Consider the following 16,554-nt stretch of genomic DNA (forward strand, 5'->3'; position numbering starts at 1 on the left):
GCCCGGGGAGGGGCTCTGTCGAGTCCGCGCTGCATGCGCTCGGCGTCTCTGGCATGGGTGGGGTAGAGCAGGGTCAGGAAGAGTCCGTTGACCGCTTATCGTGATCTAGCACCGCGTACCCGTTACTGGTGCCCATGACATTCCGAGCAGCACTCGTGGCCTTGGCGATCGCGGGACAGGTGGCGCATCCCACGTCGGAGGGCCCCGCCGTACGGTGGAAACCGTGTCCGACGTACTCCGACGAGGTGATCAGGAGCCTGCGCCTGCAAGAGGGGCAGATTCCGGCCTTCCGTACCCTGATGAAGCGCATGGAGTGCGGGACGGTCACCGTACCGCTCGATCATGACGACCCCACCGGGCGGAAGATCGACATCGCGGTGACCCGGCTGGCCGCCACGGACAAGGCCCACAGGATCGGTGCCACCGCGATCCTGCCCGGAGGACCGGGTAACAGCGGCTACCTGGACCCGATCCTGCGGGTGGCGCTCAGGAACAAGGAGATGGCCAAGCTCAACGAGCGGTACGACATCATCGGCTTCGACCCGCGCGGGGTCGGCTACAGCACCAAGGTGGCCTGCCCCATGTCTCCGCTCGGCCCGCGGGAGCCAGGAGCGCTGACGCAGGAGTCGGCCAGGCAGATCTACGACGCTCAGGTCGCAGCCAACCGGCAGTGCGGGGACTCCGACCCCGCCTTCCTCGGCCAGCTCACCACCGCCACCGTGGCCAAGGACCTCGACCTGGTGCGGTCCGCTCTGGGCGAGCGCACGTTCAACCTGCTCGGCTTCTCCTGGGGCACCTACCTGGGCATGGTGTACCGCAGCCAGTTCCCCGGGCGCGCCAGGCGGGTCTTCCTGGACAGCGTCGCGCCGCCGTGGACCCGGTTCGACGAGCACATCCAGGACAGCGCGGCGGCGGCGGAACGCAACTTCGGCCGGATGGCCGCCTGGCTGGCCCGCCGCGATGAGACCTACGGCCTGGGCGCCACCGCCCGGCAGGTTCGCGAGGAGGTGGCCGAGCTGGTCCGCGACTACGACAGGAACCCCAAGACCTTCCCAGGCCTGCAACGGCCCATCGACGGGTCGGCCGTCGCCGATCTGGCCAAGCTCACCACGACCGACTGGGCACGTGCGGGCAAGGCGCTGGCCGAGCTCAAGGCCGCGGAGGACGTTCCCACCGTCAAGGAGATCTTCGGCGCTGGGATGGGGGCGCCCGTGCCCGGCGCCCCTGAAATGCTGAACATGACCATGAACTGGGCGGTCACGTGCAACGAGGACAGCAGCCGGGCCGACTTCGACACTGCCTGGCGCGCCTACCGGCAGCTCGTCCAACGCCATCCGGTGACCGGACGGTCCTGGGGGCTGGGTGGGGTCAAGTGCCCCGGCTGGCCGCTGCCGGCGCAGGAGGTCACGTTGCATCGGGGCAGCGGGTCGCTGGTGCTGGCCGGACACCTTTATGAGTTCATGTCCGTCTACGAGTGGACGCTGCAGACGCGCCGGGCCATCGGCGGTGCTGTCTTTACGGTGGCCGACGACGTACATGTGTCGACCACGCGGGTGCCCGAGTGCGCGGCTGAGGTTGTGCGGTACTTCGAAACGGGCGGGATCGGCAAGGGGTGCCCCGGCAGCGCGATCCCCAGCTGAGTTCGGGGTGGGTTTCGGCCAGGATCCAGCGGAACCTGGCCGAGAAGCGCGTTAACGGCGCCCCTACCCTCGGACGCCCCCACCTTCTGAGGATGCCGGGCCGTACCGCCAGACGAATTCCAGCCATGGCGGGGCCACCCCCGTGAAGTGCGCCCAGCTGCCCGGCTCCGCACCCGGGTAGTCGCCTCGGACCTCGGAAAGGAGCATCAGCACGAAGCCCTCCCCTATCAGGGTGTTGACGATCCGGCTCAGTGTCTGCCGGTACTCCACGGGTTCGCGGATGTGGCGGCCGGCGTAGACCCAGTCCTGGTCGGGATAGGAGGTCGCGGCCTCGTCGGTGTAGGGGTGCTTCAGCGTGTAGCCCTCCCCGTTCCACGAGTGGTGGGTAAGCCCGGAGAAGAACGGGTTGGCACACATCAGGTAGTAGGAGCCGCCTTCGTCGACGACTCTCGCGACCTCGCGGAAGACGATCCGGGAGTCCGGGACGAAGGTCAGCGAGTACGGATGCCAGACCAGGTCGAACGAGGAGTCGTCGAGGGCCGACAGATCCCGCATGTCACCCTGGATCGTGCGGACGCCGACGCCGTAGTGCTCGGCGGCCAAGCGGTCCCGCTCCAGCTGCCCGGATGAGATGTCGAGAACCGTCACGTCGGCTCCGAGCAGAGCGAAGGCGGCTGACTGCTGCCCGCCTCCTCCCGCCAGGCAGAGCACCCTCCGACCCGCCAGGTCGCCGGGGATGGCCAGCCTCTCCAGGCCCAGGTAGGCCCGAGCCTTCTCCGCGTCCAGGTCGAGCATGGGGCGGGTGAACAACGCCTCCGCCTCCACAAGGGCTTCCCAGCGTTCCTCGTTGTAGTGGTAGACCTCGTCCTGCATGGCGGACACCCTAGTTGTCGGCCAACGGGCGGGACGAACCATATTCGGGGCGGACCGCTCGGTGGCAGGCGCACGGGGTGCGTGAGAACCTGCAGGCTCATCCCCCCAAAGCCCAAGCGGCCTGGTCCCACTCACACCCGACCACGATCACCAAAACCCTCGACCGCGCCCTGACCTGGTTCACCCTCCGCCGCCACACCCAGTCGTAGAGAGTCCGCGCCATCGCGGTTCCCGATGGACGGCTAGCCGAGCTGCTCAGCTGGGCAGAGTGATCATCTCTGCTGTGGATTGACCGTCCTTATGTGCGCAACGAAATCGTGTACAACCCGCTTCCGTTGCGCGGATCGGGACGGTCCTAATATCGGGTCCTTGAGCGCTTGGGTTGGTTACGGGCGTAGCTCTTCGCCCGCCCTTGTTCGTACGCCTGGTCCACGGTCCAGATGTAGTACCACTTGCCGTCGCGAATTGTCCGAACGCTGTTTTGGCTGACCGCTTGAACCACGCCCCAGAGTCCACCGGTCGCACCTACGACCCCGAGTGCTGCGGCAAGAGCTGGACCGTACACAGCAGTGAGTGTTGCCGCCGCCGCCCCCAGAAAGGCGCCTGTTGCGGCGACCGATCGGGTTCTATGGATCTTGGCCATCTCGGCCTGGCATTCGTGGATCTGCGCCCGGATCTCCTCGCCAATCCGGGTTAGGGCTAGTTCGGATTGAACGGCGTCATGAGCCTGGTCGAGCTCAAGGAATTTCGTGCGCAGGTAATTGCGAAACCGGTCGTAGGACCCGAACTCGTCGACCGTAATCTTGCTGAAGTCCCGAAGTCCTACTCCCTCGATGAACGGCAGCTTGATCTCCAGGATCGGTCGGACAATCCGGCTCTTGACCGGGACCTGGCCGGACGCCTCAACCGCGCGCCGCCCTTGGAGGAGAAAGTCAACCGCCTGAGCCTGGTGGATCGACCTGGGCTTCCCGGCTGGGCGCCCGTTCTTCACCCACTGAGTGCGCAGGCAGTAGTTGGGTAGATACCAAGCCAGACCCGCTCGCAGGAGGGGTTCTGCCTCGAGAATCCAGCTCCCGAGCTGCGCCAGATCGAGCGTCCTGATCCCGAAGTAGTCTTCGCGCCACTCTCGCTTACGTTCTTCTTGCTCCATCAGGGTCCAATGGAGCTGCGCCGGCAAATCGGCCGGATTAACCCCCGGATGATCCGACTTAACCCAGTGCTTCACCTTGGGGTCGTAGCGGGGTCCAGATCGCCCGATCTCGTGGTATTTTCCGCCCCTAATGTCTGAAAAAAGAAGAGTGTCGCAGACGAGCGAGACGCGTTTGGTGATGGAGGCAAGGTCCCGCGCCCCGAAGCTAAGGCTGACGTCGAACTGTTGTTCGTCGAGCGAGCGTGCGTCCCGTAACGTTGCCGCGTTCTGGTCCCAGAAGTATGCCGCATACTTCTTCGCCACCTGTTCAGGATCGTCGCTTTGATGAACGTTGCGAAAGAATTGCTGCATATGCCCAGCTAGGACCGGATTCTGCGTTGCCTGGCGCCTCCAAAGCCGCATTTGCCCAGGATAGACCCTCGACCTCTATGGCACTATTCGGTTCGGGGTCCTCGAATGTGGCCAGAAGCAGGGTGGTGGCGCCCTGGCCGGACGCCGAGCCCATCGAGTGCGCTGGCGGCGGACGCTCAGCCCAGCCTCGCGCGGCAGGTCGAAGCGGGCGGTATTCGCGACCTCGCCTATCAGCTGTGCGACCATAGCGTCAGATCAGCTGGAAGAAACACGAAGGCCCTCTGCGGCAACAGAGGGCCTCTTGCTGCTCCGAGACGTCCGGGCCAACAGTGGACGAAGCGAAGTACCGAAGGTCGTTGCCGACGTTCGGCTTGCGCCCTATTACTGCACCTTTGAGGCCCAACTTAGAAGGATTGTCCGGAAGTATTTGCCCAGGCCGGACAGCCCGAACAACCGAACAACCCCTTCTGCCAGCATGATAGGCGCACCTCCTCCGAGACGAGTTGTTCGGAATCGTTCTTTGTCCGGATCGAGTTTCCCCTCCTGACCATGCCGTCACCGAGAGGCACAATCACTCCCATAGAGGTCGCGCTGACGTGCAATTCCCCGCCAGACACCTGGGCCTTCGAGGGCGGCAACCCGGACGAAGACCCGCAAGAAGGTGATCAAGCGGAGCGCGTCGTGGCGGTCTCTGTGAGTCCGGGCCATAACTGGAAGGAGCTCTTCGGTGGATTCGTCCGTATCCCACGCCTGCCTGCCAGGCGAGGTCTCGAAAATCGTCATCCTGATTCTCGTCTTGACCTTCGTGGTCATCCTGATCAGCCATGGAATGCCCGTGCCGGTGGCACTCGGCACCGCCCTGGGAGCAGGGCTAACGGCCGGCGAGGTGGCGCGCGCGTTCGTCACCCGGTCTGTCGGCGCTTAGGCCCCTTGCGCGCACGCGATGGGGCGCCCTGAGACCGTCATCTCCGATCGAGGGCTCACGGGCCAGTTCGCTGCGAAACTGCGTGAGCTCCGCCTCCGCGCGGGGCTCACCTATCGGCAGTTGTCGGAACGGACGGGCTACAGCCAGTCGGTCCTGTCAGAGGCAGCCTCCGGCCGGAAGCTGCCCACGTGGCAGGTCACCTATGCCTATGTCGAGGCCTGCAACGGCGAGGTGTCGCAGTTTCGCAACCTCTTGGTTCGCGCCAAGGGCGCACGCAAACGGCCGCCCATGCGTATGAAAGGCCTGTCCAGCTTCCAGCCGCCCTCGGTCGTGGCGAAGCGCACTTCGACTGAGTCACGCACCACCCGACCTGATCCGCTCGCCACCACCACCGCAGGCGAGTTCGTCCGGGCGCTGAACGCGCTCCGATCGTGGGCAGGGGCCTCCCTACGCGCTCTGCCCCGCATCCTGGCTGACAGGACCGGCGAGCCAGGCCGCCTCTACGCGCTCCCTCGAAGCACCGTGTCGGAGATGCTGCGTAGTAACCAGCTGCCACGCGAGGACCTGATTGCCGACTTCGTCGAAGCGTGCTGCCTGGCAGACGGCAGAATGACCGCCGCCGAGCGTGGTCTCTACCTGCAAGACTGGCAGGACGCCCGGCACGCGTTGAACCTTGGGAAACGGCCCCTCCGGCGCGTCACCATCACCCCGTCGAGATCGGCGGCAACGTCAAGGACAGGGGCCAAGCGCACCACGCGCGAGGCATGGTCGCAGCCCTGGGAATCCACCCACTACACCGACGGGTCCGTGCGCCCACCCCACCCCGACCGCGACACGCATAACCCTCACCTATCGATCTACGACGCACTGTACGACGGCAGTGCGACCTACCCGCTCCCGCTACGTGATGGCACCCGGTAGGTGAGGCGCTTCACCGCCTCACCAGCAGGGGAAGCCAGATCCGCGCCCTGCGTAGCCGCGGTTGCCTCCCAGAGCGGGCTGGTCAAGGCCCCACAGTGACAACTTCAAGCAGGCCACAGCCCTGGGCTCAGCTCACCATCCGGAATCCTGCCCGAGGTTCACGGTGAGGAGTCCATGCCCCTGCCGCATGGCCCACCTCTGGATTGCCGCGAACCAGAGCCTCCGCACGATCACCCCCCAGCCATAGCGCAGAGAAACCTCGACAAACGAGAGGGCGAACCCGGCACCTGTGATCGGCCCTACGGAACGCCTTGCGGCCACGAGCACGCCTGCATCCCCTGCCCATGCACAACCTCCTCTTCCGACGCCGTCGCCCACTGGCCAGCTGGCGGATCTGGGAATGCCCTCGCCCTATCAGCGCGGTCAGTGACTCCAACCTCCAGGCGACGACGGCATGGCGTCGGTCAGACCTCGAGGGCGCGGGGGAGGTGGGGGGTGAGGCCGTGGTGGAGGTCGCCGGTGTCCCCCAATACACGTTGCGTGGGGCGTCGTCGGAATCCAGCCGGATCACGTAACAGCTGCCCGGCGTGCTGAGCAGCCACAACCGACAGAAGGCGTAGGAGACAAGGGCGCTCCAACGAGAGCAGCGGTGGTCTGCGAAGCGTAGAACGAAACCCGCCAGAAATACATTATTGACGAAGTTAATTTATTGGTCGTACCGTACCGGGCATGCCACGCATCACACCTGCCAGGGCTCCCATCACCAGCCCCGCCGCGGCGACGCTGTTCGAGCTGGTGCTCACCCAGGGCCCGCTGTCCCGGGTGGAGGCGACCCGCCGTACCGGCCTGTCCTCGGCCGCCGTGACCAAGGCCTTCCGGCCCTTTATCGAGGCGGGCTACCTGGAGGAGCTGGCCTCGGGTGAGCGAACCGGTCCCGGTGCGGGCCGTCCGGCGAGCCCGCTGGCGATCTGCCCCGACCGGGAGTTCTTCGTCGGCGTCAAGATCACCGGCGATGACCTCATCGGCGTCATGACCGATCTGCGGACCGAAGTCCGCAGCTCCCGCCACCACGCGCTCGCCGGTCACGGCGTCGAGCACGTCGTGGCCGCGGTCGCCGAACTCGTCGCCGAGCTGCTGAACTCAGGCGACTACCGGGAGCGCAGCCACTGCCTGGGCGTGGCCCTGTCCGGTGACGTCGACCGCGAGTCGGGGACGGTGCGCTACTCGCCGTTCCTGGGCTGGCGGGATGTTCCGCTCGCCGATCTGCTGGAGGACGCGACCGGCCTGACCGTGACCTTGGAGAACGACGTCAAGGCCCTCACGATGGCCGAGCAGTGGTTCGGTGACGGCGTCGGCGCGTCCACCTTCGCCGTGGTCACGGTCGGGGCGGGAATCGGCTCCGGGCTCGTCGTCAACGGCGGCCTCGTCTCGGGGGCGCACGGTGTGGCCGGGGAGATCGGGCACGTCCCGGTCTCCCAGGCCGGCCCGCTGTGCCATTGCGGCGGGACCGGTTGCGTGGAGGCGATCGCCTCCACGCAGGCGATCGTCGACGCTGCCCGGACCACCACCGGGAACCCGGACCTGACCATCGAGCAGGCCGTCGAGACCGCCCGAGCCGGGGACGAGCGGATCGGGGAGATCTTCGGCCGCGCCGGGCACGCGATCGGCCTGGGCCTGGCGGCGCTGGTGAACCTGTTCGGCCCGCAGAAGGTCGTCGTGTCCGGTGAGGGCGTGGCCTCCTTCGACCTGCTGGAAACACGGCTCCGCGCCGCTTTCGCCGCCCAGGCCTTCGGCAGCGCCGCCCACTGCGACATCCTCCTGCGCCCGCTGCCGTTCGAGGAATGGGCGCGCGGAGCCGCCGCGGTCGCCGTCCAAAGCCTGTTCACCCCCTGACCTCCACCCCACCCCCCGAAGGACTCGACATGGCAAACGCCATCAGCCGGAGAAACTTCCTGGCCGGCACCTCGGTGCTGTTCGTCGCGGGAGCCGCCACCGCCTGCGGCTCCAGCGACGACGGCAAGGATTCCGCCGCCCGCGGAACCAAGATCACCCTCAGCCAGTGGTACCACGCCTACGGAGAAGCGGGCACCCAGCAGGCCGTCCAGAGGTACGCTGCCGCCTACACCAAGGCCAACCCGGACGTCGCCATCAAGATCAGCTGGATCGCTGGTGACTACGAGACCCGGCTGAACTCCGCGCTCCTGTCCTCGAGCGCCCCTGACCTGTTCGAGATCGGCGACTTCCGCGCCTCCAACGTCAAGAGCGGGCTGCTGGCGCCGCTGGACGACATCATCGGCCCGGTCCGTTCCGACTACGCCAGGTCGGCGCTGGACACCGCGACCGTCGACGGCAAGGTCTACGGCGTCAAGATGATGGACGACGTCATGATGCTCTACTACCGCAAGAGCGTCCTGGACAAGGCCGGCATCGTCCCGCCGCGGACCTTCACCGAGCTGCTGGCCGCAGCGAAATCCCTGACCTCGGGCAAGCAGAAGGGCCTGTTCATCGGCAGCGACGGCGTCGGCGACGTCCCGTACCTGCTGCTGTGGTCCTCCGGCGGCGACCTCGTCGACCCGTCCGGCAGGACCGTCACCTTCAACACCCCCGAGGCGGCCGCCGCGATCGGGGCCTTGAAGGACCTCAACTCCTCCGGCACGCTGCTCCAGGGCTTCACCACCGACTGGTTCGACCCGGGCGCGCTCGTCCAGGGCGCCGCCGCGATGCACTGGTGCGGGCTGTGGGCGATGCCCGACATCAAGAAGAAGCTCGGCGACGACTTCGGCGTCGTCCCCTGGCCGGCGTTCGGCGGCTCCGGCTCCCCTGCGGTGCGGGTGGGCGGCTGGTACCACCTCGTCAACGGCAAGGGCCCGCACGTGGACGCGGCCAAGAAATACGCGAACTGGCTGTGGATCCAGCAGGCCGACCTGCAGAAGGACTGGTGCGTCAGCTACGGCTTCCACGTCCCCTCCCGTAAGAGCGTCGCCGCGCAGACCACCCCGTTCTCCTCCGGCCCCGCCCAGGAGACCGTCGCCCTGTCCCAGCAGTACGGCCACTCCTTCCCGCCGGTGTGGAACAAGGCGACCACGACCGCGTTCATCCAGTCCTGCGCGAAGATCGCCAAGGGTAAGGCGGACGTCGCGGCCGAGCTGGCGGACGCCGCCAAGGCCTGCCAGGCCGAGCTCGACAAGCAGAACGCCTGATGTCGGTCCCCGCGCTCACCCGCGACCGCCGGGCGCTTCCGCGTCCGGCCGCTCGCGGCACCCGCCCACGCCGGCGACGGACCGACTGGCGGAAGGTCGGGGCGTTCGTTCTGCTGACCGGCCCGATGGTGATCGGGCTGGGGATCTTCAAGTACCTCGCGATCGGGTGGAGCTTCCTGCTCAGCTTCAACAAGGCGCGCGGCACCCTCACCCCCGGACACTGGGTCGGGTTCGACAACTACACCTTCCTGCTGCAGGACGAGGCGTTCAGGTCCTCGCTGACGACCATCGCCGGGTTCACCCTGTTCATCGTCCCGGTCACCTTCGTCCTGGCCCTCGCGCTGGCGGTCGGCGTCAACTCGGTGATGCGCGGCAAGGCCTACTTCCGGACCGCGTTCCTCCTCCCTGCGGCCGTCTCCTATGTAGCCGCCGCGCTGATCTGGAAGATGTGCCTGTTCAACGGGCTGCCCTCCGGCGTCGCGAATGCGATCGGCGCCCTGCTGGGCATGGAGGTGCAGCCGTGGCTGTCCGGCACGGACCCGCCGCTGTACTGGATCGTCATCGTCACCCTGCGGCTGTGGCTCCAGCTCGGCCTGTACATGGTGCTGTTCCTGGCCGGACTGCAGTCGATCCCGCCGCACCTGTACGAGGCCGCCGCCCTGGACGGCGCCGGCCGCCGGCAGACCTTCCGGCACATCACCTTCCCGCTGCTGCGGCCCACCAGCGCCGCCATCCTGATGCTGATCCTCATCAACGCCTTCCAGGCGTTCGACGAGTTCTTCAACCTCTTCAACACCGGGCAGGCCGGCAACGCCTCCGCCCCCGTCCGGCCGCCGCTCGTCTACCTCTACGACTCCGCGCTCGGCGACCAGAACTACGGGGTCGGCTCCGCTGGCGCGTTCATCCTGACCGCGATCATCGTCGCCGTCACGCTCCTTCAGGGCAGGGTCGTCGGCTTCGGACGGAGAAACTGATATGGCGACTCACGCGCGCCACCGCCCCGACGCGGGCCTCGTCGCGTCGGTGGCGAAGTACACGCTGCTGGGGCTGCTGTCGGTGGTGTTCCTGGCCCCGTTCTACGTCATCGTCCGCAACAGCCTGATGACCGAGGACCAGGTCACCAGCCTCGACTGGTCCTGGTGGCCCGACCCGCTCACCCTCGGGAACTACACGGACCTCTTCACCGACCCGTCCCTGCCGTTCGCGCACGCCCTGCGGAACTCCCTGCTCATCGCGGTGATCACCGCGCCGCTGTCGACGATGACGGGATCGATGGCCGGGTACGCCCTCGCCCGCCTCGACGTCCCCTTCCGCCGCGCCGTCACCGTGTTCGTCGTCGGCACCCTCATGATCCCCGCCTCGGTCACCTTCGTTCCCACGTTCCTGGTCATCGACGCGCTAGGCGGCGTCGACACCCAGTGGGGCATCATCGCGCCCGGCCTGTTCAACGCCTTCTCCGTCGTGCTGTTCCGCAGCTTCTACCTGCGGTTCCCGCCCGACCTGGAAGAGGCGGGACGCATTGACGGCCTCGGTCACCTCGGCGTCTACCTCCGCATCGTGCTGCCCAACTCGATCACGATGATCGCCTCGCTCGGCGCCCTGTCGTTCATCGAGAGCTGGAACGCCTTCCTGTGGCCCCTGGTCGTCGGCCAGGACCCCTCCTCCTGGACCGCGCAGATCGCCCTGTCGACGTTCCTCACCTCCCAGACCATCAACCTGCCCGGCCTGTTCGCCGGCGGCGTCGTCACCATCGTCCCGCTCGCCCTGATGTTCCTGGTCGCACAGCGGTTCATCGTCCAGGGCATCACCGCCAGCGGCCTCAAAGACTGACCCCTGCTCCGAAGTCCTGCTCCCCCACTCCGGTTCCCCATGACGGTGCGGCCCACGTCACCTCGTGCAAGGAACACGACCAGTTGAACGTGGGGGTGGCGTCATGGGCCGCAGCCACCCCCACCCTTCTCCACGGCCCACCCCCCGTTTCGAGGAGACCCCCGTGCAACGATTCCTGCGCATCCGCAGAACGCTCGCCGTACCTCTGGCCGCCATCACGGCGGCGACCGGCGCCGTGGCGCTCAGCCTCACCGTCGCCGCCACACCCGCCCAGGCCGCCGACAACGGCCTGGCGCCCAAGCCCTACATGGGGTGGAGCAGCTGGAGCCAGCAGTCCAGCAAGTACCCCGGCCTCAACCCCAACGGCGACTACAGCTACCTCAACGAGGCCAACGTCATCAAGCAGGCCGACTACATGGCCGCGAACCTCAAGCAGTACGGCTACGACCGCATCAACATGGACGCCGGCTGGTGGTCGGCGTGGGACTGGACGCCTGGCTACGACGGCAACGGCCGTCAGACCGCCAACCTCACCCGCTTCCCCCGCGGCATGAAGTGGATGATCGACTACATCCACGGCAAGGGCCTCAAAGCGGGCCTCTACCTGCCCGTCGGCCTGGAGAAGGCCTCCTACGACAAGGGCGACCTGCCCATCGCCGGCGCCCCCGGCTGCACCACCCACCAGATCGTCTACTCCGACCTGCGGAGCACCAACGGCTGGGACTCCTCCTACAAGATCGACTACTCCAAGCCGTGCGCGCAGAAGTACGTCGACTCCCTCGGCAGGATGCTCGCCGACCTCGGCGCCGACTTCCTCAAGTTCGACGGCGTCGGCCCCGGCTCGGGAAAGAACGACTCCAACCACGACAACCGGCCCGACGTCCAGGCCATGTCCCAGGCTCTCATCTCCTCCGGCCGCGACATCGTCTTCGAGATCTCCGCATGGCCGCTGGACTACTCCGGCATCGCCACCTGGGAGAAGTACGCCAACGCCTGGCGCGCCCACACCGACGTCGAGTGCTACTGCAGCACCCTCGTCACCTGGGACAACTCCGTCAAGGCCAGATTCGACGCCGGCACCGCCCAGTGGCTGAACCACGTCAAGCCGGGCGGCTGGGTCGACTTCGACTCCATCAACGTCGGCAACGGCCAGATGGACGGCATCAACCAGACCGAACGCCAGACCTACATGACCCTGTGGGCCATCGCCGCCGCTCCCCTGTACATCGGTGACGACCTCACCAAGCTCGACGCGTACGGGCTGTCGCTGCTCACCAACACCGAGGTCATCGCCCAGAACCAGGCAGGCATCCCGGCCAGGCCCCGCCAGCCCGGCGCCTCGCAGCAGACCTGGGTCGCGAAGAACGCCGACGGCACCTACACCATCGGCCTGTTCAACCTCGGCGGCTCCACCACGAACGTCACCGTCACCTGGGGCGACCTCGGCTTTGGGAACGCCTCCAACGTCCGCGACATGTGGACCCGCACCGACCTCGGCACCCAGGCCACCGGCTTCACCGCCACCCTGCCCGCCCACGGTTCCCGCCTGATCAGGGTCACCCCCGGCGGCACCCCGCCGACCGGCACGTCCTTCGAGGCCGAGAACGCCACCCGCACCGGCAACGCCGTCGTCGTCGGCTGCCCGGCCTGCTCCGGCGGCGCGAAAGTCGGCAACTTCTACGCCAACAGCACCATCCAGAGCACCATCAACGCCCCCACCGCCGGCACCTACAACCTCACCCTCGCCTACACCGCAGGCGACAACTCCCGAACAGCGACCATAACCATCAACGGCACCGGAACCCAGACCCTCCAGTTCACCTCCACCGGCGGCTGGAACACCCCCGGCACCAAAACCATCACCGCCAACCTCCAAACCGGCAACAACACCATCACACTCGACAGCGGCACCGGCTACGGCCCCGACCTCGACAAAATCACCGTTACGAGCTGACCCCACCCCCCGGACCGGCCACATTAACGGCCGGTCCGGAACCCACCTCCTAGCGGGCCGCCACTCGAGTGACCGTTGCTCTCAGGCAGGTTCAGCGGCGCGGCCCCTTCCACTCCCCAGCGACCATAAGGGCTACTGCTGTGACCGGAAACGATCACCAGGTTGGCACGTAGGACGCTCCTGCCAGTTGGATGGTGCTGAGCGCTTGGGAGGCCCGGTGACACAACCCGTCAAGGTCCGCAGGCTCACGGACGAAGAAGGCCAGAAGCTGCAGCGCATCGTGCGGCGAGGCACGAAGCGTACGGTGCGTTATCGGCGGGCTGCCTGGACCCTCAGTGGGCGGGGGCCGTCCGCCTACTGAGTCCTGACGACGAAACCTCCGTCGCGCCATCCGACGTGCTGGCCGCCCAACTCCGGGAACGCGCCCGCGCCGCAGCGAGAAAGGCATCCGATCTCCGATCCGTTGCAAGCGTCAATTGGTGCCAGGACGCTCGCCCAGGCCGCTGACCCAGCCCATGTCCTCGTAGGTGACCTGCGAGGACGGCGCCGACTGCCCTTGGAGGCGGATCTCGCGGCAGAGTAGCTCCGCCGTGTCGTCGTCCACGATCAGTCGTGACTCGCCCGCACCGTCCCCCTTGTCTGCCGTGGTCAGTGACAGGGCGATCCCGGTACGGCCCAGCGGATCGGTGACCTCTCCCAGCGACTTGATCGCGGGCAGTTCGGCAAGCACCCGGTAGAGGGCGGCGCGGGTCCCAGGGCTGATCGGACCGGCCAGCAAGTCCTGCGCCGCCGACCACACGTACTCGGTGAACTCTGGCTTGGCCGGCCACCAGTCGCTTCGGGACTCCTCGTCGAACAGCCGCCGCAGCCGGCTCTCCAGCCTGTCCTTGTTGGTCGGCAGCTCGAGCAGGCGCTGGGCCGTGAAGCGGTGATTGCCGATCAGATGGAAGAGTTGCACGTCGTAGTCGTTGGTCGACGACTTCTCCTGGGCCAAGGGGGGCGAGCCCAGGTGCTTCCACTTCGTCTCGTCAGCCGGGGAGGCGAAGATCACCTTCGCATTCTGGCCGGTCACGGTTCGGCTGGGCGCTCCCTTGTCGCTGGCGTACCAGCTCTCCTGGGTGCTCGCCACGGTCGCCGAGAACGGGATCTTCTCCCGCCTTGGCAGGTAGTGCACCGGCTGGGAGGTGCGTTCACGGGTGTACCAGTAGGAGCCCGACGTGACCGGTTCGCGGGCGGCGGTCTCGGCCGCGGCCAGCAGGACGGAGCGGGCGTCCAGAGAACCGTCTGCGGTGAGCGGTGCGCTCGCGGTCGGTGCCGTACTCATGGGCGTGCCGGCGGGGCTGACTCCGCCAGTGCCCAGAACTACGACGACTGCTGCCGAGGCGAGGGCTGTCGCGGCGATGGAACCCGCCATGGCGCGGGTCCGCCTGGCCCGGCGTCCTCGGCGCACCAGTTCCGGCACCGGTGCGGGTGTGACTGGTTCCCGATGAGCGAGGGTCCGCAATGCCTGTGCGAGCTGGTCCTGATCGTCGTTCATCGTGCTGTCTCCTGGCTTTCCCGAAGAGCCGTGCGCAGCCGCGCCATCGCTCTGAAGTGCTGATTCTTGACGGTGCCGACCGTGCAGCCGAGGGCCTCCGCGACCGCTTTCTCCGTCATGTCCTCGTAGTGCCGGAGCACGACGATGGCGCGCTGCCTGCGCGGCAGGGAGAGCAGCGCGCGCCGTAGATCCTCGTGTGGCTCGTACGGCCCGGACCGTGGATCGGCGTGCTCAGGCGGGCTGGCAGTGGGTTGTTCCCGCTGACGCCGCCGCCACCAGCTGACGTTCCCGTTGACCAGCATGCGTCGCAGGTAGGCGTGCGGGTCGGTGGAGCCTACTCGCCGCCATCGCACGTACAGCCGCACCAGGCAGTCCTGGAGCAGTTCCTCAGCTCGGTGACGGTCGCCGGCGAGGAGGATGGCGACCGCCATGTGCCTGTTCCAGGCCGCCTCGACGAAGGCGGCGTAGGCGGCGTCTTCCTTTGGATCACTCACATGGCATCAACGCGAAGGCGCCGGAAAAGGTTGGCAGGAAAACAGAATCGCTTCTGCGTGGTTGATCTAGCGTGACCAGCTCCGCAGGGAAACCTTCTGCTCGAAGAGACCCTGACCCACGACGCCGATCCCCTAGACCGAACTCCTCGGCTGTGCACCTCCGGCGTACGGGATCGTTGACCCGTCACCCGGCCACTGCAGCGCGGAGCGCCAGGTGCTTCCAGCCATGGAAAGTGCCCCACGTTTGGGGCGATGACGACCTCGCAGTTTCCCGGATGTCGCAGGGCATCAGCAGGCGGCCGGAACCGCGCTCAATCCGAGGGAGCGATTCCGCCTTGCCGTACCCGGGATCTGTTGCGCCGCAGGGCCGAGGCGAGCGCGAGGGCCGCGACCACCAGGGCGGCGGCGAGCAACAGACCGGCCGAGATCTCCAGGTGGCGGCTGCCGCCGAGGTAGCCGGAGGCTGGTTCGCCGTCATTGAGCTGGGTCAGAGGGGACACGTACCTACCGCCGATCACCAGCGCACCTGCGATAGGACCGAGGACCGCGGGGAGGCCGCCGCGCAACGCGGCCGGTTCGGCGCAGGAGGCTACCGTGCAGGTCACGGTGGCCACCAGCACGGCGAGCAGCAGGCCGCCGGGGATCCAGGCCGCTGAGACGATCTTCTCGGGTTCGCCGCCCGTCGCGGCCAGGGCAAGCAGCAGGAGCAGCGCAGACAGGACGCCGCCGGTGACCGCGAGCTGCGTCCGCCACCGTGAAGCACCCGCGGCACAACCCGCGGCGAACCCCGCCAGCCCGGTCAGCGTGCCGTACCCGGGATGGTGGGCCACGGAAGCGGAGGTCAGCAGGAGCGGGACGACGACGCCCACCTGCACCAGGGCCGCACCGGCCGCACTCGGCCCCGCCCAGGGGCCGGTGATCGCCGCGAGCAGCGCGGCGGCCGCAAGGATCGCCAGACCGATGACGGCAACCAGGATGTACGGCCGGCGACCCAGGGAAGCCAGCGAGACCTCCAGCACCGAGCTGATCCGCTCCGGCGTGGCGAACGCGGGGACGAAGGCCAGGAGCGCGGCCAGCGAGCCGAGTACGGTCACCCTGGCCGACGGGCGGAACGCGGCGGCGCCGGGGTGCAGGACCAGGGCGAGGACCGCCGCCATGACCGCGAGCAGGGTCGGCACGGCCGCCACGTACGCCAGCGCGGAATCGGCGCGCAACCAGGTCGCGCCGAGCAGGGCGGCTGCCACGACCCCGGCCCCCACCGCGCTGCCCGCGATCGTGGCGGCCCAGGCACGTTTCCCCTGCGCCATGAGCTCCTGCGCCGCGCCCAATACCGCAACCAGGGTCAGCGCCCCACCGGCCTGAGCGAAGTAGTTGACACTGGTGTGCCCGCCCAGCGAGGGAAGGTACAGGGCGGCCGCCATCGGGACGCACAACAGCGTTCCCGCAGCCAGCAACCAGGACCACCAGCGGATCAGGACGAGCCCGGCGATGACGGCCATCACGGGAACCAGGGTGGGCACCAGGGCGTAGGGGCCCCACTCGATGCGGCTCGGGATGAGGGTCGCCTCCGCCCAGCCCAGCCTCATGGAGGTGGCCAGGGGGACGAGCACTCCCACCGCAGCCGCTGCGGCGGCCCAGATCCTCGTGGTTGTCGGCATGGGTGTGATCATCCAGTGGAC

The 16,554-nt window shown here is 67.6% G+C and carries 14 protein-coding genes; 9 read left to right on the forward strand and 5 right to left on the reverse strand.

The features are described 5' to 3' along the window. Nucleotides 1-155 precede the first annotated feature (155 nt). Nucleotides 156-1,640: an alpha/beta fold hydrolase gene (locus ACIBG8_RS09580; RefSeq protein WP_397342186.1), complete on the forward strand. Its 1,485-nt coding sequence runs from the start codon at nucleotides 156-158 to the stop codon at nucleotides 1,638-1,640. A gap of 63 nt (nucleotides 1,641-1,703) precedes the next feature. Here the strand turns inward: ACIBG8_RS09580 and ACIBG8_RS09585 are convergent, their stop codons facing one another. Beyond that, nucleotides 1,704-2,513 carry a class I SAM-dependent methyltransferase gene (locus ACIBG8_RS09585; RefSeq protein ID WP_397342187.1) on the reverse strand — a complete coding sequence of 270 codons (810 nt, stop codon included), beginning with the start codon at nucleotides 2,511-2,513 and terminating at the stop codon, nucleotides 1,704-1,706. Between the two features lie 355 nt (nucleotides 2,514-2,868). Next, complete coding sequence (locus ACIBG8_RS09590; protein WP_397342188.1) at nucleotides 2,869-4,014, reverse strand: hypothetical protein; 1,146 nt, start codon at nucleotides 4,012-4,014, stop codon at nucleotides 2,869-2,871. A gap of 727 nt (nucleotides 4,015-4,741) precedes the next feature. On the opposite strand from ACIBG8_RS09590, the gene ACIBG8_RS09595 reads away from it, so the two are divergent. From ACIBG8_RS09595 to ACIBG8_RS09630, 8 genes are all read left to right on the forward strand, one after another. After that, nucleotides 4,742-4,939, forward strand: coding sequence for a hypothetical protein (locus ACIBG8_RS09595; RefSeq protein WP_397342189.1), 198 nt, complete (start codon nucleotides 4,742-4,744; stop codon nucleotides 4,937-4,939). 18 nt (nucleotides 4,940-4,957) lie between these two features. Next, nucleotides 4,958-5,860 carry a helix-turn-helix domain-containing protein gene (locus ACIBG8_RS09600; RefSeq protein ID WP_397342190.1) on the forward strand — a complete coding sequence of 301 codons (903 nt, stop codon included), beginning with the start codon at nucleotides 4,958-4,960 and terminating at the stop codon, nucleotides 5,858-5,860. 729 nt (nucleotides 5,861-6,589) lie between these two features. Then, nucleotides 6,590-7,753, forward strand: a complete 1,164-nt coding sequence (locus tag ACIBG8_RS09605; protein WP_397342192.1) for an ROK family protein — start codon at nucleotides 6,590-6,592, stop codon at nucleotides 7,751-7,753. A 29-nt stretch (nucleotides 7,754-7,782) separates the two neighbouring features. After that, nucleotides 7,783-9,060: an ABC transporter substrate-binding protein gene (locus ACIBG8_RS09610; RefSeq protein ID WP_397342194.1), complete on the forward strand. Its 1,278-nt coding sequence runs from the start codon at nucleotides 7,783-7,785 to the stop codon at nucleotides 9,058-9,060. Next, on the forward strand, nucleotides 9,060-10,034 hold the full coding sequence (locus ACIBG8_RS09615; RefSeq protein ID WP_397342195.1) for a carbohydrate ABC transporter permease: 975 nt from the start codon (nucleotides 9,060-9,062) through the stop codon (nucleotides 10,032-10,034). Before ACIBG8_RS09610 ends, ACIBG8_RS09615 begins: the two co-directional genes overlap by 1 nt. A gap of 1 nt (nucleotide 10,035) precedes the next feature. Beyond that, on the forward strand, nucleotides 10,036-10,890 hold the full coding sequence (locus ACIBG8_RS09620; protein ID WP_397342196.1) for a carbohydrate ABC transporter permease: 855 nt from the start codon (nucleotides 10,036-10,038) through the stop codon (nucleotides 10,888-10,890). Nucleotides 10,891-11,053: 163 nt separating this feature from the next. Beyond that, entirely contained in the window at nucleotides 11,054-12,844 is a 1,791-nt protein-coding gene (locus tag ACIBG8_RS09625) for an alpha-galactosidase D (RefSeq protein ID WP_397342197.1), read from the forward strand. Nucleotides 12,845-13,061: 217 nt separating this feature from the next. Continuing rightward, nucleotides 13,062-13,205 (forward strand): hypothetical protein, encoded by a 144-nt coding sequence (locus tag ACIBG8_RS09630; protein WP_397343957.1) that lies wholly within the window; start codon nucleotides 13,062-13,064, stop codon nucleotides 13,203-13,205. A 111-nt stretch (nucleotides 13,206-13,316) separates the two neighbouring features. On the opposite strand, the gene ACIBG8_RS09635 is transcribed toward ACIBG8_RS09630, so the two are convergent. The 3 genes from ACIBG8_RS09635 to ACIBG8_RS09645 form a co-directional block, all read right to left on the reverse strand. Continuing rightward, nucleotides 13,317-14,381 carry a CU044_5270 family protein gene (locus tag ACIBG8_RS09635; protein WP_397342198.1) on the reverse strand — a complete coding sequence of 355 codons (1,065 nt, stop codon included), beginning with the start codon at nucleotides 14,379-14,381 and terminating at the stop codon, nucleotides 13,317-13,319. Then, the gene (locus ACIBG8_RS09640; RefSeq protein ID WP_397342199.1) at nucleotides 14,378-14,875 is read right to left on the reverse strand and encodes a SigE family RNA polymerase sigma factor; all 498 of its coding nucleotides are present in this window, start codon (nucleotides 14,873-14,875) and stop codon (nucleotides 14,378-14,380) included. Before ACIBG8_RS09640 ends, ACIBG8_RS09635 begins: the two co-directional genes overlap by 4 nt. A gap of 311 nt (nucleotides 14,876-15,186) precedes the next feature. Further along, nucleotides 15,187-16,533 carry a hypothetical protein gene (locus ACIBG8_RS09645; RefSeq protein ID WP_397342200.1) on the reverse strand — a complete coding sequence of 449 codons (1,347 nt, stop codon included), beginning with the start codon at nucleotides 16,531-16,533 and terminating at the stop codon, nucleotides 15,187-15,189. Between the last annotated feature and the right edge of the window lie 21 nt (nucleotides 16,534-16,554).

This window comes from Nonomuraea sp. NPDC050556, from assembly GCF_044457355.1.
Lineage (GTDB): Bacteria > Actinomycetota > Actinomycetes > Streptosporangiales > Streptosporangiaceae > Nonomuraea.